The organism is Plantibacter sp. Leaf314, assembly GCF_001423185.1.
GTDB lineage: Bacteria > Actinomycetota > Actinomycetes > Actinomycetales > Microbacteriaceae > Plantibacter.
The window spans coordinates 241,155-264,853 of sequence record NZ_LMOB01000002.1; the positions used below are offsets into that span (position 1 = coordinate 241,155).

The window sequence follows — 23,699 nt, forward strand, 5'->3', positions numbered from 1 at the left end:
CCAACGCTATCCTGCCGGACCGGGCGCCTGTACCATCCCCCTCATGACGCAAGATCGGCAGGCCAACGGGGCGGCGGCCGGCGGGTGGCGGACGTCCCTCCGCGGTTCGACGGCGGGCATCACAGCGGGACTCATCGGCTGGTTGTTCCTCGTCGAGATCACGAGCGGGGTGCTGCAGGGGTACTACGTGCCGCTCATCCCCGACCTCGTCCGGCACCTCGGGGTCGTCGACGCGGACTTCAACTGGTTCGAGGCCGCCCAGCTGCTGCTGTCGGCGCTCGTGGTCCCGATCCTCGCCAAGCTCGGCGACCTGTACGGGCACAAGCGGATCCTGCTCGTCTCGACGGTCCTGACGGCCGGCGCGAGCTGGTGGCTCGTCGTCGCCGGCGACTTCTGGTCCTTCCTCGCGGCGTGGGCGCTCCAGGGGTTCTACGTCGTGTGGCTGCCCCTCGAGATCGCGCTGATCTTCGAACGCGGCCGGCGTTCCGGCACCGGGGCCTCGCAGACCCGTCGGGCCGCGGGCCTCCTCGTCGTCGCGCTCGAAGCGGGTGCCATCATCGGTGCGTTGTCCGGTGGGCGCATCCTCACGGCCCTCGGCGGCGACATCGCCGTCACGCTCATGCTCCCGGCCGTCGCCGTCACCCTCGTCTTCTTCGCCATCCTCTTCGGCGTCCCGGAGTCGGAACCGCTGCCCGGCAGGACGCTGGACCTCGCCGGCTTCGTGCTGCTCAGCCTCGCGCTCCTCCTCATCACCTCCGGCCTCACCTTCCTGCGGCTCAACGGTCCGGAGACCTGGTGGGTCTGGGCGCTCATCGGCATCGGTGTGCTGGCGTTCCTCCCCTTCGGCCGCCACGAGCTCCGGCAAGCCGACCCGGCGATCGACCTCCGCGTCCTCCGGCAGCCCACCATGTGGCCGGTGCAGCTGACCGCCGGTCTGATCGGGATCAGCCTGCTCGGCGCCCAGGCTCCGCTCAGCACCTACGCCGGCACGCCGCGCGAGAACGGCTACGGCCTCGGACTCGACGCGGGCGACATCTCCACTCTGATCGGCGCGTACCTGATCTCGATGATCGTCGGCGCCCTGCTGTTCCCACTCGTGTCACGCTGGGCCTCGCCGCGGATCGCGCTCATCGTCGCAGCGACGCTCGTCGCCGTCGGATACCTGCTGTTCCTGCCGTTCCACCTCGAGACCTGGCAGGTCTTCCTCAACATGGGGATCGCCGGACTCGGCTCGGGCGCGCTCGTGGGAGCCATGCCTGCCGCGGCAGCAGCCGCAGCGCCACGCGGCCAGACGGGTGTCGCCGCCGCGTTGACGAACACGACGAAGACGATCGGCGGGTCGTTCGCGTCGGCCGTCTTCGGTGTCGTCCTCGTGGCCGGCGCCGCCCAGGCGGTGACGGCGGGGGCGTCGAGCCTGTCCGGCTACCTGACGGTCTGGGCGATCTGCGGTGTCGGCGCGCTGGTCGCCGCCGTCCTGCTCTGCTTCGTGCCGAAGCTGGCCTTCGCCGACGCGGCTCCCGTCGACGCGGCCCTCATGCCGAGCGCCGATCCGGCCGTCGAGCGCCCGACAGGACCCTGAGCGCCGGACCGGTACCTGAGCGCCCCCTCGGTCCCTGAGCGCCCCATCGGTCCCTGAGCCTGTCGAAGGGCCTACTCCGCGACGCGCAACGGCCCCTTCGCCAGACGGTACGGGGCCGCCTGCGCGACCGGCTTGATCGTGATGTGGTCGAGGTTCACGTGGGGTGGCAGCGAGGTCGCGTGGACGATCGCCTCGGCGACGTCGTCGGCCGACAGCGGGTCGGGCACGTCCTCGTAGACGGCGTCGGCGCGCTCCTGGTCGCCGCCGAACCGGACGAGCGAGAACTCCTCCGTGTGCACCATGCCCGGGGCCACCTCGATCACGCGGATGGGTTCACCGTTGAGCTCCAGGCGGAGCACCTCGAAGAGGGCGCGCTCGGCGAACTTCGCGGCGTTGTACCCGCCGCCGCCGACGTACGCGACGTGTCCGGCGATCGACGTCACGCCGACGATGGTCGCCGCGCCGCCGTCGGGGATGCTCCGGCGGAGGATCGGCAGGAGCGCCTGCACGACCCGCTTCGTCCCGAGCACGTTGATGTCGTACATGCGCGCCCAGTCGTCGACGTCGCCGTCCTCGACGGAGGCCAGTCCGAAGGCACCGCCCGCGTTGTTGACGAGGGCGTGCGCCCCACCGAGCCCCTCGACCCGGGCCGCGAGGGCGTCGACGTCGGCCTGGACCGTCAGGTCAGCGACGACGGCCGTGCCGCCGATGTCGGCGACGAGCGTCTCGAGGCGGTCGACCCGGCGGGCCACCGCGACCACGTCCCAGCCCTCGGCCGCGAAGCGTCTCGCCGTCGCCTCGCCGATCCCTGAACTCGCACCGGTCACCACCACACGTCTCGTCGTCATGCTTCCAGGGTAGCCACGCCCCGAGGGCGTTACGTCGTGTTTCCGCGCGGTTGGACCGTCCAGGCGGGGCCGGTAGCCTCGGGGTCACGACGGACCACCGTCCTGGGACGCCCCGACGACATCGATGTCGGACCGAGCGGCCGACCGGCGGCATTCGACACCCGAGCAGCACCGACCACCCGAGCAGAGGGGACCATCCATCATGAGCGATGCCACGAACGACTGGAAGTTCGAGACGAAGCAGATCCACTCGGGAGCCGCGCCCGATCCCGTCACGAAGGCCAGGGCGACGCCGATCTACCAGACCACGAGCTACGTGTTCGACAACGCCGACCACGCGAAGAACCTCTTCGCGCTCGCCGAGTTCGGCAACATCTACACGCGTATCCAGAACCCGACGCAGGCCGTCGTCGAGGAGCGCCTCACTGCGCTCGAGGGCGGATCGGGTGCGCTCCTCCTCGCGTCCGGTCAGGCCGCCGAGGCGTCCGCCGTGCTGAACATCGCGCAGGCGGGCGACCACATCGTGTCGTCCTCCTCGATCTACGGCGGTACGTACAACCTCTTCAAGTACACGCTCGCGAAGCTCGGCATCGAGACCACCTTCGTCGAGAACCAGGACGACGCCGAGGAGTGGCGTCGCGCCGTGCGTCCGAACACGAAGCTGTTCTTCGCGGAGACCATCGGCAACCCGAAGATCAACATCCTGGACATCCGTCTCGTCGCCGACGTCGCGCACGCGGCCGGTGTGCCGCTCATCGTCGACAACACGATCGCGACGCCCTACCTCATCCGCCCCTTCGAGCACGGGGCGGACATCATCGTCCACTCGGCCACGAAGTTCCTCGGCGGCCACGGCACGGTCATCGGCGGGGTCATCGTCGACGGCGGCACCTTCTCGTGGACCGGCCACGCGGAGCGGTTCCCGGGCCTCACGACGCCGGACCCCTCGTACCACGGGGCCGTCTACACGGACGCCGTCGGAGACGCCCTCGCCTACATCATCAAGGCCCGCGTACAGTTGCTGCGCGACCTCGGTGCGGCCATCGCCCCGGCGAGCGCCTGGCAGCTCATCCAGGGCATCGAGACGCTCAGCCTGCGGATCGAGCGTCACGTGCAGAACGCCCAGCACGTCGCCGAGTGGCTCGACGCGCACCCCGACATCGCGAGCGTCAACTACTCGGGGCTGCCGTCGAGCCCCTGGTACGCCACCGCCAACCGGTACGCCCCGAAGGGGGTCGGCGCCGTGTTGTCCTTCGAGCTGAAGGGCGGCGTCGACGCCGGTCGCGCGTTCGTGAACTCGCTGAAGTTGTTCTCGCACCTCGCGAACATCGGCGACGTCCGTTCGCTCGTCATCCACCCGGCGTCGACGACGCACTCGCAGCTGTCGCCCGAGCAGCAGCTCACGGCCGGGGTCACGCCGGGTCTCGTGCGCCTCTCCGTGGGGCTCGAGAACATCGACGACATCACGGCGGACCTCCAGGCCGGTCTGACCGCCGCGAAGCAGGTCGTCGAGGCCGCCCGGGTCTGATCCCGTCCGGGGTGTGCCAGCGCGATGCGCTGACGCGAGCGCACCCCACCACCGCGAGCGCGGGTCTCCAGAGACCCGCGCTCGCGTCGTTCGCGTGTCGCACGCGCCGGTTCCGGGTCGCTCGGGCCGAGACAGAAGCGCCGAGGCCGACGGGCGTGCGCTCGCGTCAGCGCACCGCGCCGACCACCACCGAACCGGTGACGTAACACGGCCGGTCGGCGCGCCAGGGCACGCCACAATGGAGACCTATGGACTGGCAGATCCCGGAAGACAGTGTGCCCTCCCGCTTCGTGACCGAAGCCGAGGTCGGCGCCCTGCTCGCGAACCCGCCCTCGAGCGGCGCGTGGCGGGACGGCGACCGCCCGGGCGACCGGTTGTTCGCGCCGCTCGGCCGCCTCGACTTCGAGCACGGCGGCAGCATCCCGCACGCCAGGCTGGCCTACGAGACCTGGGGCACCCTCGACGACGACGGCGGGAACGCGGTCCTCGTGCTCCACGCCCTCACCGGCGACAGCCACGTGCTCGGCTCCGCAGGCAACGGGCACGCGACGGCCGGTTGGTGGGCCGGCGTCGTCGGCCCCGGCCTCGCCGTCGACACGGACCGCTGGTTCGTCGTCGCACCGAACATGATCGGCGGTTGCCAGGGCAGCACCGGCCCCTCGTCCTTCGCCCCCGACGGCGTCGAGTGGGGTTCCCGGTTCCCGTACACCTCCGTCCGCGACCAGGTGGAGGCGCAGCACCGGCTCCTCGGACACCTCGGCCTCGACCGGTGGGCCGCCGTCATCGGTGGGTCGATGGGCGGCATGCACGCCCTCGAGTGGGCCGTCACCCACCCGGACCTCGTCGAGCGCCTCGCCGTGATCGCGGCTCCCCCGGTGACGACGGCCGACCAGATCTCCTTGAACTTCGTCCAGCTCGAGGCGGTGCGGACCGACCCGAACTTCCAGGGCGGCGACTACTACGACGCGCCCGACGGCGACGGTCCGCACCGCGGGCTCGCCCTCGCCCGTCGCATGGCGCTGCTCAACTACCGCAGTCCGGGTGAGTTGAACGCGCGGTTCGAGCGCAGCTGGCAGTCGAGCGTCAGCCCGCTCGGCCGGGGCGGACGCTTCGCCGTGGAGTCCTACCTCGACTTCCACGGCAACAAGTTCACGCGTCGGTTCGACGCCGGAAGCTATGTGACGCTCGTCGAGGCGATGAACTCGCACGATGTCGGGCGCGACCGCGGTGGGGTCGGGGCCGCGTTGCGCGGCTATCCGGGGCCGTCGCTCGTCCTCGGGATCGACAGCGACCGGCTCTTTCCGGTCAGCGGGCAGGAGGAGATCGCCCTGCACCTCTCGGGCAACCTCGACGGCACCCGACCGGCGGTCTTGCGGTCCGATTTCGGACACGACGGATTCCTGATCGAGAACGCCTTGGTCGGCCCGCACCTGAGCCGACTCCTCGACGTCTGACGACCGACACCGGGCCACCCGACACTCGTTCCGTTGCGCGTGCGTCACCCGATAAGGTGACTCCTCAGAGGAGCGTGAGCATGGAACGCGAGGCGAGGACCAAGCGACGTCTACTGCGGCGCACGACCCGCTTGTTCGGGCTCTCCGGATGTGTCACCGCCGCCATGATCCTCAGTGTCCCCGGGGTCGTCTCCGGCGGGCGATACGCCGCTGTGCTCCTCCTCGTCGCCATGCTGGCGATCGCACACATCGCCGCCGAGCAGTACGACGATCCGCGCTGGCTCGCCCTGGTCTTCGTCGCCGGCGTCGTCTCGGTCGTGTTCGTCGGCCTCTCCGACGGCGGTACCGGCAGTGTCGGTCAGGCGGGCGCCATCGCCGCCATCGCCTCCCTCGGGATGGGGGCGATCGCCGCGAGACTCGTGCCGTTCCGCCGCGCCTGGCCGTTGCTGCTCGGGGCGTTCCTCCTGACCGCCGTCGCGATCGTCGTCGTCACCGGGGCGACCAACCTCACGATCCCCACGATCGGCCTTACCGCGGCCGTCTGGGTGACGATCGGAGCGTTCGGCGGGTGGCTCGACTCGAGCGTGCCCCGACTCATCCGACGCGTCGACAACATCGGCAGCGCGTACAACGCGGAACGGCTCGCGAGCCAGGCCGAGTCGCAACGGCGGCAGGACGCACGGCTCCTCCACGACACCGCGCTCGCGACCCTCACGCTCCTCGCGCACTCGGGGCGAGGGGTCGACGCCACCGCCCTCCGTTCGCAGGCACGGAACGACGCGCACCTGCTCCGGAGCCTCCGGCTCGGTGAAGAGCTCAGTCCCGTCTCCTCCGGCACCTACATCCTGCAACGGAGTGCCGACTTCACCCTCGACGAAGGCATCGAAGCCGTGACGGACCGCTTCGCCGGGCTGGGCCTCACCGTCAACGTCTACGGCGGTGGCCAGGCGAACCTCGACCCCCGGGTGCGCGAAGCCTTCCTCCTCGCCCTCGGCGAATGCCTCGAGAACGTACGGCGTCATTCCGGCGTGGATTCGGCCGACGTCACCGTCTCCATCGATGAGCAGACCGCCAGGCTCCTCATCACCGACACCGGGAGCGGGTTCGATCCGACAGCGGTACCGGACGGTCACCTCGGCGTCGCTGAATCGGTCGTCGCGCGCATCCAGGAGGTCGGCGGCCAGGCACGCGTGTTCTCCGCCCCGGGTGCCGGCACGACCGTGATCCTGGAGGTCCCGCAGGCATGAGCATCGACAGTCTCGCCGCCGCCTCCGGGCCCACCCGCCGGTACCGGCACCGGCGCGCATTGGACCGTCAGCGGTCGTCGCTCGGGACGAGACAGCTGGGGATCGGGCTGTCGGTGTCCGGTCTCATCCTCGTCGCCTACGCGGCGATCCGGTTCGTCGAGTCGTTCTGGCACTACCCACGGCCGCTCCTCACCGTGGTGGCCTGGCTCCTCCTCGCCGGCGCGGTCGCGTCCACCTTCCTCCTGCTCCGCCGTTCCGCGTTCCACCTCTCGGACCGGTTGTTCGTCGCGCTGCTGATCGAGCTGGTGGTGGTCGCCACCCTCGACCTGGCGAGCGTGTGGAGCCGCGACGCCGTCGGGGTGTATCCGACGGCCGCCGCGGCCGTCGGTGGCGTGCTGCTCGCCGTCGTGACCCTCCGGCCCGCGCGCGACGTCGCCGCGGCGACCGTGGTGCTCGGGCTCCTGCTCGTCGGGTCCATCCTCACCATCACGCGGACGCAGAGCCCGACGCTCGGGGCTGAGTTGATCTTCGCCGCGATCGCCGTCGTGCCGCCGCTCATCGCCTGCGCGATCGTCTCCCAGTACCGCCGGATCGTCCGCCTCGAACTCGACCGGGTCATGGTCGCCTCGACCGTCGCGAGCGTCCGCGACGCCCTCGGGTTCTTCGACTCCGAGGAGCTCGTCGCGCTGGACCTCGAGGCCGAGGAGTTGTTCGACGGGGTCGCCGACGGCTCCGTCGACCTCCCGCTCAGTCCCGAGCTCGCCGCCCGCGCCTCCCGCCTCGCCACGGAGCTCCGCCGCCACCTCATGTCGGAGGGCAAGGAGACCTGGCTCGAGCACGCGTTCCAGGAGTCGTCCGTGCTGTCCGAGCGCGCGACCCTGCGCGATCCCGAACGGCTGGCGACCTATCTCGCAACGGATCAGCGGGATGGCCTGCTCTCTGCAGTATGGTTGCTCCTCGGGGAAGCAGACGCGCAGACTGCCACAGCTGTGCTGACGCTCGGGCCGGTCGACCGCTCCGAACGACAGGGCCGTCCGGGAGCACTCACCCTCCCGATCGTCCTCGAAGCGAGCGGGGTGCAGCGCGCCAAGGTGGATCCCGCGGTTTGGGAAGCACTCGGACGAGTGGGCTCCTCTTCGGACACGTACCAGAAATCCCGCATCAGGATCGACATCGACAGCACCGTCGACAATCCCGCTGCGGGCCAGCGGAAAGGGGAACGTCAATGACGTCACAGGAGTCACGGATCAGGGTCGGCATCGTCGATGACCACCGGATGCTGCTCGGCGCGCTCACCGAATGGATCAGGAGCGTCGCCGACGACATCGAACTCGTCGTCGTCACCCCCTCGTGGCCGGAACTCCTGACGCACCCGGCCTTCCCCGTCGACGTCCTCCTGCTCGACGTCGACCTCAAGGACAACGTCCCGGTGGCCGTGAAGCTCGCGACGCTGAAGACCACCGGGGTCACCACCGTCCTCATGAGCACGTACAGCGACCCGGCCGTGGTGCGCGAGGCCCTGGCGGCCGGCGCGCTCGGCTACCTCGCGAAGAGCGAGGACGCGGAGACCATCGTGCACGCACTCCGCGCGGCATCCCGTGGCGAGTCGTACATCTCCCCGGAGCTCGACCTCGCGCTCGCGAGCGGCGCGTCCGGGACGGGACCCCGCCTCAGCGCGCAGGAGCGTCGGGTCATGGCCCTGTACGCCGCCGGTGAGCCGGTGAAGATGGTGGCCGAGAGCCTCGGGATCTCCGACGAGACGGCGAAGAGCTACCTCAAGCGCATCCGGGAGAAGTACCGCAACGCGGGTATCGACGTCGGCACGAAGGTCGCGCTGCGGAAGCGCGCGATCCTCGACGGCATCATCGTCGACTAGCCGCTCCGATCACGGCCCAGGCGCCCCTTCCCCGATGGCGGGAGGGGCGCCTGTTCCGTCTTCAGACGGGGATCGGCGCCGTCGGCGGATTGCGGTCCGCGACGCGTCGGTCCTCGGTCTCGTTCGCCCTGGCGAGCTCGCGTGCGAGCTGACGTCGCTCCACCCGGAAGCTCGTGATCACGATCACCAAGCCGACGCCCGTCAGCACGACACCCGTCCACACCGGGGCGAGGTAGCCGAGGCCGCCGGCGATGACGAGCCCGCCGAGGAAGGCCCCGAGGGCGTTCCCGATGTTGAGGGCGGAGTGGTTGAGCGCCGCGGCGAGCGACTGGCTGTCGCCGGCGACGTCCATGAGTCTCGTCTGGATGGCCGGCCCGAGCCCCTGCGAGGCGAAGCCGACGGCGAAGACGAACAGGAACATGGTCGGCGTCCATGACGCGGTGAGCGCGAGCGCGGTCAGCACGACGATCATCAGGCTGAAGAACACGATGAGCGCCCGCTTCACGCCGCGATCGGCGAGGTGTCCGCCCACGAGGTTGCCGATCGTCATGCCGACACCCATCGTCGCCAGGGCCCACGGCACGAGTGATGCGGACTCACCAGCCACCTCCGTCACGAGCGGGGCGAGGTAGCTGTAGACGGCGAAGAGTCCACCGAACCCGATGGATCCGAAGCCGAGCACGAACCACACCTGGCTCCGCCGGAACACCCGGAGCTCCCGTCGCATCGTCTGCTGCGGGTTCCCTGCCTGGACGGGCACGGCGAACCAGATGGTGACCGTCGCGAGCGCGAAGATCGCGGTGACGATGAGATAGGCGGATCGCCAGCCGAACTCCTGGCCGACCCAGGTGGCGAACGGCACACCGATCACGTTGGCGATCGTCAGCCCGGTCATGACGAGCGCGACGCCCTTGCCCCGCTTGCCCGGTCCCATGAGACTCGCGGCCACGAGCGCCGCCATCCCGAAGTAGGCGCCGTGCGGGAGCGCCGCGACGAAGCGGGCCAGCAGGACGAGGCCGAAGCTCGGCAGCAGCGCGGACGCGAGTGTGCCGACGGTGAACGCGACGCCGAGCCAGAGGAGCACGGTCTTGCGGCGGTAGCGGGCGACGAGTGCGGCGATCGTCGGGGCTCCGACGACCACACCGAGCGCGTAGGCGGTGATCAGCCAGGCGGCCTGGGCGTTCGCCTGCTCCTGGCTGCGCGCGGCGAGCTCCGGGAGGAGGTCGGTGGCGATGTTCGGCAGCAGCCCCATCGCGACGAACTCGGTGGTACCGATGCCGAAGGCACCCACGGCGAGCGCGAGGATGGCAAGACGAATGCGGGTCGGCGACAGCTGCGTCGACCCGTCCATGATGGTGGGCATGGATCGAGTGTACGCGAATCCTCGAATCGATTCGAGTCCCATCCGCGGACGAGCGGTGGAGGCACCCCGCAGGGATCAGCCGTCGTTGTCGAGCGCGGCGTCGAGCCGATCGAGCTTGGCCGTCAGCTCGCCCGTGTAGCCGGGCCGGATGTCGGCCTTCAGGACGAGGGAGACGCGGCTCCCGTAGGCGCCGACCGCTTCGGTGGCCTCCTTGATGACGGCGAACACCTCGTCCCACTCCCCCTCGATCGTCGTGAACATCGAGTCGGTCCGGTTCGGCAGTCCCGACTCACGGACGATCCGGACGGCCGCTGCGACGGCGTCGTGGACGGATCCGTCCGACTTGCCGGTGCCGCTGGGTGCGACGGAGAAGGCGACGAGCATGGGTCACTCCTTGAGGGTTCGAGCATGGACACGGACGGCATCCGAAGACGACACCGCGTCGTCCTCGGGGTGGGCGGGGGCGAAGAGCGCGTGGACGGCCCACCCGGCGAGGACCAGGTAGGCGAGGTTGCGGACGGTCAGCACCGTCACGAGCACCGGATCGACGTTCAACAGCCACAGGTACAGGTACGGGTACACCAGCTGTGTGAGCGCCGCGATCACCAGGGTGATCACCGCCGGTGCGATGAAGCGCCGACGCTGGAGCACGAGCCCGAGGATCACCGGTGCCGCCAACCACATCGCGAACTGCGGTGACCCCACCTTGTTGAACACGATGAGCGTGAGGACGAACAGGAGCGCGAGCGGCGCCAGCACGGTCACGAGGGGGCGCCCGGTCCGGACGGCGAGGACACCCAGCAGCACCACACCCGCGACGGCGATCGCGAGCAACGGCGTCATGACGGCGATCGCGGTGTCGACGCCGGGACCGGTCACCTGGAAGGTCAGGATGTCGCGGTCGTAGTAGACGAAGCTCTGCGGCACGCGGAGGACGGCCAGCCAGAGGTACGCGTTCCCGATGAGGGACTCGATCTGCAGGCCACGACCGGTCTGCTCCGTCACGAAGCTCACCGCGTTCGCGCCGCCGAGGAGCAGCCCCACCCCGAGCACGACCGCCGAGGTCGCCGCGGCGGCGGCCACCACCCGTCCGCGGTGCCGGTGGGCCAGGACGATCGCGCCGACGAGCGCCGCCGGCCAGATCTTCATCCAGGCGGCGATCGTAAGGAGGACCGCGGCGACGCGCGGGCGTCCGGCGACCCAGAGGAGTCCGACGATCGCGATCGGCACGGTCACCGAGTCGATCCGTGCGAGGGCGATCGGTCCGAGCAGCAGCAGGAACGCGAGCCACCACCCCGCCGCGATCAGCCGTGGCCGCGAGTGACCGTTGCCGAGCAGCACCGCGAAGGCGCCGGCGTTCAACACGCTCACCATGAGCAGCCATCCGACGCCGTACCCGGCGCTGCCGAGCAGGAGCGGGATCAGCATGGGCACGATCGCGAGGATCGGATAGACCCAGGGTTCGTCGACGGCGGGGATGGGGCCGCCCGCCGTCGCCTGCTCCACCCACGGGCGGTACACGAGGACGACGTCGCCGAGCGGGAGCCCCTCGGCCACGAGGCAGAGCCAGCCGACGAGGAGATGCACGAAGCCGAACCCGCACCAGAGGACCCAACGCCGCATCACGTGGACCATCCTAGGCTCGCGCACGGCGTCGGGGCCGATCCGCCACTCGCGCGGCGGTCGACCCCGACGGGTGCGGCCTGGTGCCGATCAATACCCGCTGAAGGCGTCGGTGTGGACCCGGCCCACGCCGATGCCGCGCAATGCGGGCTTCAGGGCGTCGACCATGGCCGGGGGTCCGGAGATGAAGACGTCGCGGGAGGCCAGGTCCGGGACGGCCTCCGCGAGGCGCTCGTGGTCGAGTCGGCCTGGGCCGAGGGTGCGCCAACCCGCGGGCAGCGCGGCGTCCGCCGGCGGCCCGACCACGAGCACCGGTGTCCCCCAGGTCTCGAGCTCTGCGGCGTAGGCGAGCTCCTGCGGATCGGACACGACGTAGACGAGGACGATGTCGCGCTTCTCGGCTCGCAGATGCAGCCGGGACAACTGGCTGGCGAACGGCGTGATCCCGATCCCGGCGGCGATCAGCAGGACGGGCTTGGCCGGATCCTTCGGCAGGACGAAGTCGCCCCACACCCCGGTGGCCGAGAGGCTCGCGCCGACGGGCAGTGCGCTCAGCGCCCGCTTGAAGCTGCTGGCCCGCTCCGGGACCCGCATCGCCACGCGGATCGTCCGATCGTCGTCGGGCGGGGACGAGATGCTGAACATGCGCCGCGAACCCCTGACGTCCGCGCCGCGGTGCGGCAGTGACAGTTCGAGGTACTGGCCGGCCGCGAAGGGCACCGGCCGCTTCGAGCTGAACCGGTACTCGACTGCCGTCGGGGTGAGCGTGCGCGTCCCCTCGAGCGTCAGCCGCATCCCACGGCGGCGGGCGACGGCGAACGCGAGCACGTTGCCCACGATGAGCGCGAGTTCCGGGGTCGACGCCACCTGACCGAGCATGAACGGGATGGAGAACAGCACCGCGACGATCGCGGCCTCGCCGAGCTGCTGCCAGCGCCGGGGCGGCAGGGTCAGCGGCTCGGTCAGCATGAACGCGGCGAGGAAGAGGATCGGGTAGGACGTGAGCGGGGCGAGCAGCGCAGGTACGACCTCCTGACCGCCGACGACGAGTCGGACGGTCACGAGCGCCCAGGAGAGCACGATGAAGACGAGCGCCATCGTGAGTCGCTTGGTGCGGACGAGGACGAGGCCGCCGAGGACGACCACCGCGGGCAGCAGCCACGGGTTGGCGACCCACCAGACCGACGGCGACACCCCGGGGAGGACGACGTAGCTCGCGATGACGCTCGACACGAGGGCGGCGAGGGCGGCCGGGTTGAAAATGTGCCGGCCGCGGATCGCGAGCAGGTACTTCGACGCGGACCCGACCGTCGCCGCCAGGGCGATCCAGGCCAGCGCGGCCGGATCGCTCGTCGGCCACAGGATGAAGAACAGCAGGAGCGAGGTGATGATCGACGACTCGCTGTGCGGGCGCACCTGGAACAGGGCGCCGAACAGACGGTTCGTCAGGTACCCGACGACGAGCAGCGTGGCCAGCGTCGCGAGCAGTTCGAGCGGTTTGTAGAACACCTGGCCGAACAGTGACAGCACGAACGCGTAGATCGCGAGGGTGCCGAGCGAGAGCGTCACGAGGCGGTACATGGTGACCCGTCCGAGGACGGTGTCGAAGAAGTAGCCGATGCGGCCGTTCATGTGCGGTCTGCTTTCTGGATGATGGTGGCACCGGGGTGGGACCCGACGGTGCGTGACTCAGGTGAAGAGCTCGCCGGGGAAGCCGGCGGACCGATCCGTGAGGCCGCTGGTGAACATGCGGACGCTCTCGCAGGCGAAGGCTCCGCTGAGCGACTCGTGATCGGTGAAGAACAGGGCGGTGGCGAGGCCGTCGGCGACCATCGCCTGCCCGGCGGTGACCCACGTCGCCGCAACCGTCGCCGTCGGTTCGCCCGTCCGGCCGTCGATGACGTGGTGGAGGCCCTCGCCCCAGGCGCGACGGTTGACGGCTGACGCGCAGAGGGCGCCGGACTCGATCGTCGCGACCCCGATGGCCTTCCGCGGGTCGTAGGGGTGCTCGAGCGCGATCCGGAGCGGTTCCGGGGCGCCGCTCCCGTGCTCGTGTCGCAGGTCGCCCGAGGCGTCGATGGTGAAGGCCTCGTGCCCGTGCTCGACGAGGACGTCGGCGACGAGGTCGACGAGTCGGCCCTTGCCCGCCGCACCGATGTCGATCACCAGCGGGCGGTCCGTCTCGAGCACCTCGCCGTCCCACCGGGCCACGTCGTCCCAGGCCGGCGCGGCGAGCGCCGGCCCCTGCGGGACGAGCGTGTACGCGGCGTCGTACCCGAGCCGTTCGAGGGACGCTCCGATGAACGGGGTCATGGCGCCACCGGTGACATCGTGCAGGCGGCGGTAGGTGTCGAACAGGGCGATCGCGTCGTCCCTGGCGTCGTCCGGGAAGGCCGTCGAGACGGGGCCCTGGGCGAACCGGGCGACGAACGCGTCGCTCCGGAACCGCGACCAGGTGCGGTCGAAGCGGTCGATGCGCGCGGCGACGGCCTCGGCGGTCTCCGGCTCGAGTGGCAGCACGGTGTCGAGTTCCCAGCCGGTGCCGATCGCGTCGAAGCGCAGCGTCGTCTCGCTCATCGTGCGGCCGACCTGGCGGCTCAGCCCTTCGCTTCGGTCTTGATCGTGTCGATGGCGGCGTTGAACCCGCCGCTCGTGAGCGAGGAGCCGGCGACCTTGGAGACCTTGAGGCCGTCGATGTCCTTGCCGACGACCTCGCCGGCGATGCCGGAGATGAACTCGGCCTGGTACCGCTTGCTGTTCGCGCTCTCGGCGTGCGAGACGACGTCGACGGCGGTGACCTTGTCCTCGGCGAGCGTCACCGTCACCGTGATCGACTCGGTGCCGTTCGGCGACTGGTAGCTGCCGTCGGCGGTGTAGGAGCCGTCCTTGTAGTCGGTGGAGCCGGTCCCCGTCGCCGCGCCGGCGTCGCTGGTGGCCTCCGGGGTGGACGAGCTCTTGGCGTCCGGCGTGGTGGTCGTGGTCGTGCTCCCGGCGTCGGCTGCCGAGCAACCGGCCAGGCTGCCGATGAGGGTGAGACCGGTGAGCGCCGCGAACGTCGTCTTCTTCGCGGCCACGGAGAGCCGTGGCGTCCGTGCGGGGAGCTGGGTGGTGGTGGGGTTGCGCATCGTTCAATCTCCTCGGGCGATGTGGAGGCCGGGTGCCGGCCGCCGCGGCGAGGTCCCTGCCGCGGTGGCTTCAGTGTCCTGAGCTTCCCTATGGGCGAGCTATGAGCGTTCTGGGAGTTGTCCGCCGTCTGTCGGGTGACACGCGCTCAGGAGAGGAGACCGTGCACGACGCCGCGGACGGCCTGGGACACGTCCAGCGCGGCGAGCGGGCCGTCGACGGCGGCTGCATCCCCGGCGGCGGCGTGGATCAGCACCCCGCTCGCGGCGATGCTCGCGAGCGAGGCCGGGTCGGCGAGGACGCGCTCCGCGTTGGTGGCCACGAGTGCCCCGATGATCCCGGCCAGCGCATCCCCGGTGCCGGCGGTCGCGAGCCAGGGCGATCCTCCGGCGACGGTGATCGCCTCGCCGTCGGGCGACACGACATGGGTGGTCCCGCCTTTCAGCACCACGACGATGCCGAGTCGAGCCGCGACGTCCGCGGCGTACGGCACCGGTTCAGCGCGGATCGCCTCGACATCGGCCGGACTCCCGAGGCCGCTCAGCATGGTCGCCAGCTCCCCGACGTGCGGCGTCGCGACGATGCGCCACGACTCGTCGACCCCGAACGCACGTTGGTGGGCCCCGGCCGTGACGCGACGGAGGGATCCAGCGTCGGCGACGACCGGTTCACCGCCGTGCAGGGCGGCGTCGAGGAGCGCGCTCTCCACCCGGGTGAGCTTGCCGGGGTCCATGCCGGAGCCGATGAGCCAGGCCTGGACCCGGCCCTCCGCCGTCACGACCTCCGGCCGTCGCTGCAGCACGAGCTCGGTCGGGCGGTCCGCGCCGAGGTAGCGGACCATGCCGACGCCGGTGCGGATCGCCGCCTCGACACCGATGACGGCTGCGCCCGGGTAGTGGTCGGATCCGGTCACGATCCCGAGCACGCCTCGGGAGTACTTGTCCGATTCGGCGTCGGGCACGGCGATCCAGTGACGTGCGTCGGCAGGGGTCCAGTGTCGGGGTTCGGCCATGCCTTCACCCTAGCCAGTCACCGCCGACCGGGACGGGAATCGCAGCGGCCCCCGCGACGTTGCGCCAGAGGCGACACCCCGTCGCCCGTCCCAGAGGAGTTCCGTGCCCGCACTGTTCGATCCGATCACCATCCGCGACCGCAGCATCCCCAACCGCCTGTGGGTCGCCCCGATGTGCCAGTACAGCGTGACCGCCGAGGACGGCGTCCCGACCGACTGGCACCTCATGCACCTCGGCCAGTTCGCGGCGGGCGGCTTCGGGCTCGTCATCTCCGAGGCGGCGGCCGTCAGCCCGGAGGGACGGATCACCCCGCAGGACGCCGGGATCTGGAACGACGAGCAGCGCGACGCCTGGCGCCGCATCACCGCGTTCATCGTCGAACAGGGCGCCGTCCCCGGCATCCAGCTCGCGCACGCCGGCCGGAAGGCCTCCACCTTCGCCCCGTGGGGCACCGACGGCACGGGCAGCGTCCCGCTCGACCAGGGTGGGTGGCCGACGGTGGCCCCGTCAGCCGAGGCCTTCCCCGGATACGACGTCCCCGCCGCGCTCGATGAGGCAGGCATCGATCGCGTCGTCGACGACTTCCGCGCTGCAGCGGTCCGATCCGTCGACGCCGGCTTCCAGGTCGTGGAACTGCACGCCGCACACGGGTACCTCCTCCACCAGTTCCTCTCCCCGCTCGTCAACCACCGCGAGGACGCCTACGGCGGGTCGCTCGAGGATCGCGCCAGGCTCCTGCTCCGCGTCGTCGAGGCCGTCCGTGCCGTGCTGCCCGACGGCATGCCGCTGTTCATCCGGTTCTCCGCGACGGACTGGGTGGACGACGGCTGGGACGAGCATCAGACCGCGACCGTCGCCGCCTGGTGCGCCGAGCGGGGTGCGGACTTCTTCGACATCTCCACCGGCGGTGCCGTCGGTGGCGTCCGGATCCCGCTCTCCCCCGGGTACCAGGTGCCGTTCGCGGCGCACATCGGTTCCACCGGTGTCGACACCAGCGCGGTCGGACTCATCACCGACGCCCAGCAGGCGGCGGCCATCGTCGCCGACGGCCAGGCGGAGGCGGTCATGGTCGCGCGCGAAGCCCTGCGCGACCCGCACTTCGCGCTGCGCGCCGCCTCGGAGCTCGGTGTGGACGTCGCCTGGCCCGGCCAGTACGAACGGGCGAAGCCGCGCGGCTGACCACGCGGTCCACGCCAGGACGGCCCGCACGCGATCGCGTGCGGGCCGTCCTGTCTGTTGCGTGGGCGATGCCGGTCAGCGGCGCCTCGTGGCGTCCTGCACCTCGCCGACCAGTTCCTCGATGATGTCCTCGAGGAAGAGCACGCCGGTCGTGGCGCCGGCCTCGTCGAACACCCGCGCCACGTGGGCGCCGGACCGACGCATGGTCGTGAGGGCGTCCTCGACGTCCGATCCCTCGAACACCGACACGAGCTGACGGATGTGCTTCGCCGGTACCGGGCGCTCTTCGTCGCCGGTGCCGTCGAGGTCGTCGTACCGCAGCACGTCCTTGAGGTGGAGGTAGCCGATCGGGACCGACTCCTCGTCCACGATGACGTACCGCGAGTACCCGTACTTCGCGACGGCGCGCTCGACGTCCGAGGGGGTGGCCTCCTCCGTCAGGGTGATGAGGCTCGTGAGTGGAAGGGCCACGTCGTGGACCTTCTTCTCGGTGAACTCGAACGCGGCGACGAGCGCACCGGTGGCGTCCGTGAGCACGCCCTCGCGCGTCGACTGGTCGACGATCGTCGCGACCTCGTCGAGTGTGAAGGCGCTGGCCGCCTCGTTCTTCGGCTCGACCCGGAACAACCGGAGGACGGCGTTCGCGATCGCGTTCAGCGAGACGATGATCGGTCGGAAGACCCGCGCGACGAACACGAGCGGCGGTGCGAGCAGCAGCACCGCGCGATCGGGGATCGAGAAGGAGAGGTTCTTCGGGACCATCTCGCCGAAGACGACGTGCAGGTACGACACGAGCAGCAGCGCGATGACGAACGCCACCGTGCCGATGGTCTCCTCCGGCCAACCGGTGAGTGCGAGCGGCACCTCGAGGAGGTGGTGGATCGCGGGCTCCGAGACGTTCAGGATGAGGAGCGAACAGACGGTGATGCCCAGCTGGCTCGTCGCCAGCATGAGCGTCGCGTGCTCCATGGCCCAGAGGGCGGTCTTGGCACTCCGGCTGCCCTGCTCCGCGAGCGGTTCGATCTGCGAACGTCGTGCGGAGATGACCGCGAACTCGGCGCCGACGAAGAAGGCGTTCGCGAGCAGCAGCACGACGAGCCAGGCGATTCCTGCCCAGTCGCTCATGCGTCACCACCTTCCTCCGTGGGGACGGGTCTCGGGGTGAATCGGATCCGGTCGATGCGGCGGCCGTCGAGTCGTTCGACGCGGAGGGTGCCGTCCTCGAGCTCGATGACGTCGCCGGAGACGGCGAGGCGTCCGAGCTCACTCATGACGAAGCCGGCCACGGTCTCGTACGGACCGTCCTCCGGTACGCGCACACCGGCGCGCTCGAGGAGTTCGTCGGGACGGAGGCTGCCGGGGAAGGTGGTGGAGTCCCGTCCGCGGACGACGCCGGCGCGCGACCGGTCGTGTTCGTCGGCGACCTCACCGACGAGCTCCTCGACGAGGTCCTCGAGCGTGGTGACGCCGGCCGTGCCGCCGTACTCGTCGACGACGACGGCCATCTGGTAGCCGCGCCCGCGCAGTTGCGAGAGCAGGACGTCGAGCTTCATCGTCTCGGGGACGCGGAGCGCCGGCGACTGCAGCGCCGAGACCGGCACCTGACCACGCCGGTCGCGGGGCACCGCGATGGCCTGTTTGACGTGCACGACACCGGTGATGTCGTCGGCGTCGGCATCGGTCACCGGGAAGCGGGAGTGCCCGGTCGCCCGTGCAAGCGCGAGCACCGCCTGAGCGGGCTCCCCCCGCTGGATCGAGGCGACGCGGGGGCGCGGCGTCATGACGTCGGAGGCGTCGAGGTTGGAGAAGCGGAGCGTGCGGTTCAGGAGGGTCGCGGTGTCGGCCTCGAGGGTGCCCTCGAGCGCGGAACGGCGCACGAGCGAGGAGAGCTCTTCGGCCGTCCGAGCTCCGGACAGCTCCTCCTTGGGCTCGATGCCCACCGACCGCAGGAGCCCGTTGGCGCTGCCGTTCAGCACGACGATGGCCGGCTTGAACACCCAGGTGAACGCGGTCTGGAACGGCACGACGAACTTGGCCGTCTGCCGTGGCAGTGCGAGCGCGAAGTTCTTCGGGACGAGCTCCCCGACGATCATGCTGAGCAGCGTGGCCACGGTGATGGCGACGATCGTCGCGACGACGGCCACGACGGCCTCGGGGATGCCGAGCGCTCCGAGCGGACCGGCGAGCATCGAGGAGAGCGCCGGCTCCATCGTGTACCCGGTGAGGAGCGTGGTGAGGGTGATGCCGAGCTGCGCGCTCGACAGGTGCGTCGACGTGATCTTGAGCGCCGCGATCGTCATCGTCAGGCGGCTCTCACCGCGATCGCGGCGGGCCTCGAGGTCCGCGCGGTCGAGGTTCACGAGGGCGAACTCGGAGGCGACGAAGAAGCCGGTGCCGATCGTCAGGACGAGGCCGACACCGAGCATGATCCACTCAGACATGCCGGTCCTGTCCGAGCTGACCGGTCGACGCCGGACGGAGGGAACGGCCGCCGGATCGAGCCGACGGCGCAGTGGGTCGGATCAGGTCGAAGCGGGGATGGTGGCCGGGGGATCTGTCTGAAGGAGGGTCGTCCATTGTGCGGACGAGTCTATCGGACTTCCGTCGCCGTGGACCCCGGATTCCCGGGGTTCTTCTCAGCTTCGTCGGTGCCGACGCGACGCCGCGCGGCGCGTGTCTGGCGGCGGCGCAGGAGGAGGAACCGGAGACCGATGAGCCCCGCCGCGAGCGCCGGCACCCCACCGGAGACGATCATGCCGACGTGCGCTCCGGCGACCTCCACGATCCACCCCATGAGCGGACCGCCGATCGACTGCCCGCCGAGCAGCACGAGGATGTAGAGCGACATGACCCGTCCGCGGATCGCCACGTTCGACGACAGCTGGACGAGTGAGTTCGCGGCGGTGATGAAGAGGAGGTTCGCGACGCCGCCGGCGACGAGCAGGAGCGCGAACGGGATGAGCACGGGCATGGCCCCTGCGGCTGCCTGCAGGACGCCGACCGACGCCGCCGCCACGATCACCATGCGGAGGTTCACCCCGCCGCGCCGTGTCGAGGCGAGGGCGCCGGTGAGCGCGCCGACCGCCACGAGGGAGTTGAGGAATCCGTAGCCGCTCGCACCGATGTCGAAGACGTCCGAGGCGTAGGCCGCCAGGAGGACGGGCAGGTTGAAGGCGAACACCGACATGAAGGCGACCATGATGACGGTCCACCGGATCGCCGGCTTCCGCATCGCGTAGCCGAGCCCCTCCTTGAGCTGCCCCTTCGCCTTGGCGAGCACGGGTGTCGGGACCAACTCGGAGACTCGCATGAGGGCGAGGGTGAGGACGACGCCCGAGCAGGCGAGCGCGTTGATCGCGAACGACCATCCGGACCCGACGGCGGTGATGAGGATGCCGCCGACCGCCGGTCCGACGAGCTGCCCCAGTTGGAACACGGCGGAGTTGAGGCTGATCGCGTTGCGCAGCCTGGCGGGTCCCACGAGCTCGTTGACGAACACCTGACGAGCCGGGTTGTCGACGACGGTGACGAGCCCCAGCATGAAGGCGATGACGTAGATGTGCCACACCTCGACGGCGCCGCTCAGCGTCAGGATCGACAGCGCCACCGCGAGTGCGGCGGCGAGCGACTGCGTGATCATGAGCAGCACGCGCTTGGAGTAGCGGTCGGCGATGACACCGCCGAGCAGGCCGAAGAGGAGCATCGGCGCGAACTGCATGGCGACGGTGATCCCGACGGCCGCGACGCTGCCGGAGAGTTCGAGGACGAGCCAGTCCTGTGCGATGCGCTGCATGCCGATCGCGGTCGTCGCCACGATGTGCCCGATCGTGAAGAGCCGGAAGTTCGGGACGCGGAGCGAGGAGAAGGTGTCCCGCCAGGCGGGACGCTCCCCCACGATCGGCATGGGTGCGGTGGGTGGTGGCGGAGCGACGGCGGTGTCGGAGGGAGGGGTCACGGAGAGAGCCAGCGTTTCGTATGTCGAGTGCGTGTCGTATGGGTGGAGCCCGGCCGGGGCCTGAGGCTCCCCTCCACGCTATTGCCGAGCCCACCATTTCCGAGCAGGATGGTCCCTATCAGTCCTATTCGATTCCCGAATGATCGGTGACCCATGTTCGACCCGGCGCTCCTCCGCACCTTCCTGGCCGTCGCCGAGACGCGGAACTTCACCAGGGCGGCCGCGCAGCTCGGGTTGAGCCAGCCGACGGTCAGCCAGCAGATCCGCCGCCTCGAGGAGGCCGCGGGGCGCTGGCTCGTGGTCCGCGACACGAGGGCCGTCCGTCTGACCGACAACGGCGATGCGATGGCCGGGTTCGCGCGGACCATCCTGGCCGCCCACGCCGCGGCCGAGAGCTACTTCACCGGTTCCGCGATGAGCGGTCGCCTCCGCTTCGGGGCGGCCGACGATCTGGCGATGACCCAGCTCCCCCGGATCCTGCGTCACTTCCGGCAGGGCCACCCGCAGCTCAACCTCGAACTGACCGTCAACCAGAGCGGGCCGCTCTACCGCCGGTTGAAGGCGGGCGCGCTCGACCTCATCTTCATCAAGATGCACCCCGGTCAGAACGAGGGGAAGCTCGTCCGGACCGACTCGATGGTCTGGGTCGGCCTCGAGAAGACGGCCATCGAGCCCGGCCAGCCGATCCCCCTCATCGCCTACCAGGACCCGAGCCTGTCGCGGCAGCTCGCGATCGACGCGCTCGAAGCGGCCGGGCGCACCTGGCGCATCACCTGCAGCACCCGCGAGGTCAACGGGGTGCTCGCCGCCGTCCGCGCCGGCCTCGGCGTCGCGGTCTTCCCCCGCAGCCTCATCCCGAGCGACCTCGTGATGCTGAGCAACCGACTCGAGCTGCCGCCCCTCGGGGGCGTCGACTTCACGCTGCTCGCCAACCCCCTGGCCGCCTCGGGCCCGGTCGAAGCGCTCTCCTCGGCGATCATGGACCGCTCGCTCGCCTGACGAGGATCGCCGTCACACGGTGACGGATGCGGACTCCTCGGTGAACGGCGCCGGGATCAGGTACGTCTCGCGGACCTCGGCCGACTCGTGCGGGCCGCTGCCGTCCGGGGCGACGAAGGGCTCGTCGAACTCGACGATCCACGTCGTCAACCGGTCGGTCCACACCGAGATGAAGGCCGCCGCGCGCTGTCGGCCCGGCGCGACGATGACGCCGGACACGCGTGCCCCGGTCGACGGGTCCGTCTCCGGGTCGACGAGCACCAACACCTGCATGCCGACGCCGAACCCGTGCTCGTGCTTGTCCACCACCATGCGTCCATCATCCCATCGCGTCCGTGGCCGTCGCACCTGGTCGTGCGCCCGCCACGTTGCTCACCAGGAGACCGGCAGCGCCTTGCCCTCCTCGTACCCGGCCGCCGACTGCACGCCGACGATCGCGCGCTCGTGGAAGCCGGGGACCGTGTCGGCACCCGCGTACGTGAACGAGGAGCGGACGCCCGCGGTGATCATGTCGAGGAGGTCCTCCACGGACGGCCGCAGCGGGTCGATCGTGATGCGCGAGGAGGAGATGCCCTCGGCGAAGAGGGTCTTGCGGGCCAGCTCGAACGGGTCGAGCCGGCCGAAGCGCTCGTGCACGGCCTTCGTCGACGCCATCCCCCAGCTCTCCTTGTAGATCGATCCGTCGGCGGCGCGCTGGAGTTCGCCCGGGGCCTCGATCGTGCCGGCGAACCAGGACCCGATCATCACGGAACTCGCACCGGCGGCGAGCGCGAGCGCGACGTCGCGCGGGTAGCGGACACCGCCGTCGGCCCAGACCGTGGCGCCGAGCGCGCGTGCTGCGGCGGCCGTCTCGAGGACGGCGGAGAACTGCGGACGCCCGACGGCGGTCATCATGCGCGTCGTACACATCGCGCCGGGGCCGACGCCGACCTTGAGGATGTCGGCACCGGCGTCGACGAGGTCCTGCACGGCGAGGGACGAGACGACGTTGCCCGCGACGATCGGGAGGCCGAGGTCGAGCGCCCGGACGGCGGCGATGGCCCGGAGCATGCCCTCCTGGTGGCCGTGCGCGGTGTCGATCACGAGGACGTCGACGCCGGCTGCGGCGAGCGCCTTCGCCTTCGCCGCGACGTCGCCGTTGATGCCGACGGCCGCGGCGACCCGGAGACGGCCGGACGCGTCGAGCGCCGGGGTGTAGATGGTCGACCGGAGCGCGCTGGTGCGGCTCAACGTGCCGACGACCGCGCCGTGGTGCAGCACCGGCGCGAACTCGACGTCCGCCGCCACCATGAGGTCGAAGGCGGCTCGGCCGCCGGTGACGTCGTCGGCGTCGATCGAGGCCAGCGGACCCCGTGCCAGGTCGCCGAGCCGCGCGTCGGGCAGCGCCGTGGCGAGTCGGGCGGCCGGGATGCAGCCGGCGAACGCGTCGTGCTCGTCGTGGAGCACGATGCCGTGGCCGGCGACCGCGGGGATGAGCCGCAGGGCCTCGGCGGCCGTCTGGTCGTCGCGCATGATCAGTGGGGTGTCGAACGCGACGGGCTGTGCCTTGACCCAGCGGATCGCCGCATCGAGGTCTTGGAGCGGCATGTCCTGGGGCAGGACGCCGAGCCCGCCGCGGCGGGCGAGTGCCGCCGCCAGACGCGGGCCGGTGACGGAGTTCATGTTGGCCGAGACGATGGGGATCGTGGCGCCGGTGCCGTCGTCCGGAGCCAGGTCGACGTCGAGCCGGCTCGTGATCCCCGAGCGGCTGGGGACGAGGAAGACGTCCGAGTAGGTCAGGTCGTGGCTGGGAATCTCACCGATGAACCGCATGAGAACACCGTATCCCGAGCGGCGTCCGAGCCGCGCCGACGGCGGAATGGGTTTAGGCTTGATGACTGGATCGTGCGGGCATGTTCCCTGCCCGCAAACA

At 70.7% G+C, this 23,699-nt stretch carries 21 protein-coding genes; 8 read left to right on the forward strand and 13 right to left on the reverse strand.

Features of this window, described 5'->3' with window-relative positions; translation table 11 throughout:
- Positions 1–43: 43 nt before the first annotated feature.
- The gene (locus ASF68_RS14385) at positions 44–1,579 is read left to right on the forward strand and encodes an MFS transporter (RefSeq protein WP_056012562.1); all 1,536 of its coding nucleotides are present in this window, start codon (positions 44–46) and stop codon (positions 1,577–1,579) included.
- Between the two features lie 71 nt (positions 1,580–1,650).
- On the opposite strand, the gene ASF68_RS14390 is transcribed toward ASF68_RS14385, so the two are convergent.
- Complete coding sequence (locus ASF68_RS14390; protein ID WP_200936452.1) at positions 1,651–2,427, reverse strand: SDR family oxidoreductase; 777 nt, start codon at positions 2,425–2,427, stop codon at positions 1,651–1,653.
- Between the two features lie 202 nt (positions 2,428–2,629).
- On the opposite strand from ASF68_RS14390, the gene ASF68_RS14395 reads away from it, so the two are divergent.
- From ASF68_RS14395 to ASF68_RS14415, 5 genes are all read left to right on the forward strand, one after another.
- The gene (locus tag ASF68_RS14395) at positions 2,630–3,955 is read left to right on the forward strand and encodes a bifunctional o-acetylhomoserine/o-acetylserine sulfhydrylase (RefSeq protein WP_056012565.1); all 1,326 of its coding nucleotides are present in this window, start codon (positions 2,630–2,632) and stop codon (positions 3,953–3,955) included.
- A 248-nt stretch (positions 3,956–4,203) separates the two neighbouring features.
- Entirely contained in the window at positions 4,204–5,409 is a 1,206-nt protein-coding gene (locus tag ASF68_RS14400) for a homoserine O-acetyltransferase (protein WP_056012568.1), read from the forward strand.
- 80 nt (positions 5,410–5,489) lie between these two features.
- Entirely contained in the window at positions 5,490–6,656 is a 1,167-nt protein-coding gene (locus ASF68_RS14405) for a sensor histidine kinase (RefSeq protein WP_056012571.1), read from the forward strand.
- Positions 6,653–7,885, forward strand: coding sequence for a hypothetical protein (locus ASF68_RS14410; protein WP_056012574.1), 1,233 nt, complete (start codon positions 6,653–6,655; stop codon positions 7,883–7,885). Before ASF68_RS14405 ends, ASF68_RS14410 begins: the two co-directional genes overlap by 4 nt.
- The gene (locus ASF68_RS14415) at positions 7,882–8,532 is read left to right on the forward strand and encodes a response regulator transcription factor (RefSeq protein WP_056012577.1); all 651 of its coding nucleotides are present in this window, start codon (positions 7,882–7,884) and stop codon (positions 8,530–8,532) included. The genes ASF68_RS14410 and ASF68_RS14415 overlap by 4 nt, the downstream gene beginning before the upstream one ends.
- Before the next feature lie 61 nt (positions 8,533–8,593).
- Here the strand turns inward: ASF68_RS14415 and ASF68_RS14420 are convergent, their stop codons facing one another.
- The 7 genes from ASF68_RS14420 to ASF68_RS14450 form a co-directional block, all read right to left on the reverse strand.
- A complete protein-coding gene (locus ASF68_RS14420; RefSeq protein WP_157580026.1) occupies positions 8,594–9,895 on the reverse strand; it encodes an MFS transporter in 1,302 nt (433 codons plus the stop codon).
- 75 nt (positions 9,896–9,970) lie between these two features.
- Positions 9,971–10,279, reverse strand: coding sequence for a thiamine-binding protein (locus ASF68_RS14425; RefSeq protein ID WP_056012580.1), 309 nt, complete (start codon positions 10,277–10,279; stop codon positions 9,971–9,973).
- A 3-nt stretch (positions 10,280–10,282) separates the two neighbouring features.
- The gene (locus tag ASF68_RS14430) at positions 10,283–11,518 is read right to left on the reverse strand and encodes a glycosyltransferase 87 family protein (RefSeq protein ID WP_082498737.1); all 1,236 of its coding nucleotides are present in this window, start codon (positions 11,516–11,518) and stop codon (positions 10,283–10,285) included.
- 90 nt (positions 11,519–11,608) lie between these two features.
- Complete coding sequence (locus ASF68_RS14435; protein ID WP_056012583.1) at positions 11,609–13,150, reverse strand: FAD-dependent oxidoreductase; 1,542 nt, start codon at positions 13,148–13,150, stop codon at positions 11,609–11,611.
- Positions 13,151–13,207: 57 nt separating this feature from the next.
- On the reverse strand, positions 13,208–14,095 hold the full coding sequence (locus ASF68_RS14440; protein ID WP_056012586.1) for an FAD:protein FMN transferase: 888 nt from the start codon (positions 14,093–14,095) through the stop codon (positions 13,208–13,210).
- 20 nt (positions 14,096–14,115) lie between these two features.
- Positions 14,116–14,643, reverse strand: a complete 528-nt coding sequence (locus ASF68_RS14445; RefSeq protein ID WP_157580024.1) for an FMN-binding protein — start codon at positions 14,641–14,643, stop codon at positions 14,116–14,118.
- 146 nt (positions 14,644–14,789) lie between these two features.
- Positions 14,790–15,653: an ADP/ATP-dependent (S)-NAD(P)H-hydrate dehydratase gene (locus ASF68_RS14450; protein ID WP_056012589.1), complete on the reverse strand. Its 864-nt coding sequence runs from the start codon at positions 15,651–15,653 to the stop codon at positions 14,790–14,792.
- Between the two features lie 103 nt (positions 15,654–15,756).
- Between ASF68_RS14450 and ASF68_RS14455 the strand changes: the two genes are divergently transcribed.
- On the forward strand, positions 15,757–16,833 hold the full coding sequence (locus ASF68_RS14455; protein ID WP_056012592.1) for an NADH:flavin oxidoreductase/NADH oxidase: 1,077 nt from the start codon (positions 15,757–15,759) through the stop codon (positions 16,831–16,833).
- A gap of 75 nt (positions 16,834–16,908) precedes the next feature.
- On the opposite strand, the gene ASF68_RS14460 is transcribed toward ASF68_RS14455, so the two are convergent.
- The 3 genes from ASF68_RS14460 to ASF68_RS14470 all read right to left on the reverse strand — a co-directional run bounded on the left by ASF68_RS14460 (position 16,909) and on the right by ASF68_RS14470 (position 20,737).
- A complete protein-coding gene (locus ASF68_RS14460) occupies positions 16,909–17,958 on the reverse strand; it encodes a hemolysin family protein (protein WP_056012595.1) in 1,050 nt (349 codons plus the stop codon).
- Positions 17,955–19,274, reverse strand: coding sequence for a hemolysin family protein (locus tag ASF68_RS14465; RefSeq protein ID WP_056012599.1), 1,320 nt, complete (start codon positions 19,272–19,274; stop codon positions 17,955–17,957). Before ASF68_RS14465 ends, ASF68_RS14460 begins: the two co-directional genes overlap by 4 nt.
- A gap of 149 nt (positions 19,275–19,423) precedes the next feature.
- Positions 19,424–20,737, reverse strand: a complete 1,314-nt coding sequence (locus ASF68_RS14470) for an MFS transporter (protein WP_056012602.1) — start codon at positions 20,735–20,737, stop codon at positions 19,424–19,426.
- Between the two features lie 204 nt (positions 20,738–20,941).
- Between ASF68_RS14470 and ASF68_RS14475 the strand changes: the two genes are divergently transcribed.
- A complete protein-coding gene (locus ASF68_RS14475) occupies positions 20,942–21,787 on the forward strand; it encodes a LysR substrate-binding domain-containing protein (protein WP_056012604.1) in 846 nt (281 codons plus the stop codon).
- Positions 21,788–21,799: 12 nt separating this feature from the next.
- Here ASF68_RS14475 and ASF68_RS14480 read toward each other — a convergent pair whose 3' ends face one another.
- Positions 21,800–22,099 (reverse strand): hypothetical protein, encoded by a 300-nt coding sequence (locus ASF68_RS14480; protein WP_056012606.1) that lies wholly within the window; start codon positions 22,097–22,099, stop codon positions 21,800–21,802.
- Between the two features lie 60 nt (positions 22,100–22,159).
- Positions 22,160–23,599, reverse strand: a complete 1,440-nt coding sequence (locus ASF68_RS14485) for a GuaB1 family IMP dehydrogenase-related protein (RefSeq protein ID WP_056012609.1) — start codon at positions 23,597–23,599, stop codon at positions 22,160–22,162.
- Positions 23,600–23,699: the final 100 nt, after the last annotated feature.